This is a genomic window from Flammeovirga aprica JL-4 (assembly GCF_012844305.1).
GTDB lineage: Bacteria > Bacteroidota > Bacteroidia > Cytophagales > Flammeovirgaceae > Flammeovirga > Flammeovirga aprica.
In genome coordinates this window covers 1-546 of sequence record NZ_JABANE010000424.1, presented here as the reverse complement: position 1 = coordinate 546, position 546 = coordinate 1, and the positions used below count along the sequence as shown (strand labels likewise).

1 protein-coding gene is annotated in these 546 nt (G+C 58.4%); it reads right to left on the bottom strand.

The features are described from left to right. A partial coding sequence (locus tag HHU12_RS34740) for a solute carrier family 23 protein (RefSeq protein WP_317170783.1) occupies window positions 1-458 on the bottom strand: 458 nt, incomplete at its 3' end. Window positions 459-546 lie beyond the last annotated feature (88 nt).

The window sequence follows — 546 nt, the reverse complement described above, 5'->3', positions numbered from 1 at the left end:
GCCAGGTGCAGGATCCGGGAGAGGACCATTTCGGTGCAGCTGGCCAGCATCAGGGTGCCGAAGAGGGCGGCCATCATGGTGGGGACGTCGGCGCCGCCGGTTTTCAAGGCGGTACCGCCCATGATCAGCGGGGCGACAAAGTTGAAGCTGGTGCCCTGGATGGAGAGCAGTCCGGAGCCGACCGGGCCCCAGGCTTTGATCTGAATAATAGAGGCGACGCCGGAGGCGAACAGCGACATGCTGATGATATGTTGGGTATCTTGCGCCGGGAGACCGAGAGCCTGGCAGATTAACAGCGCCGGGGTGATCACCGCGACAAACATCGCCAGCAGGTGCTGGAAGGCGGCGAACAGGGTTTGCGGTAGCGGCGGGCGATCTTCGAGGCGGTAGATTAATTCGCTGGCTGGTTTATGCGCAACCGGTTGCGCATTTTCTGACTCTGCGGTGTTAACGGACATCACAAGCAATCCCAAGGTGGCAAAGCGGGAATTTTATCGGACTGTAGACCAAAAGCAAACGTTTGCCAGCGTTTGCTCATAAAAATTT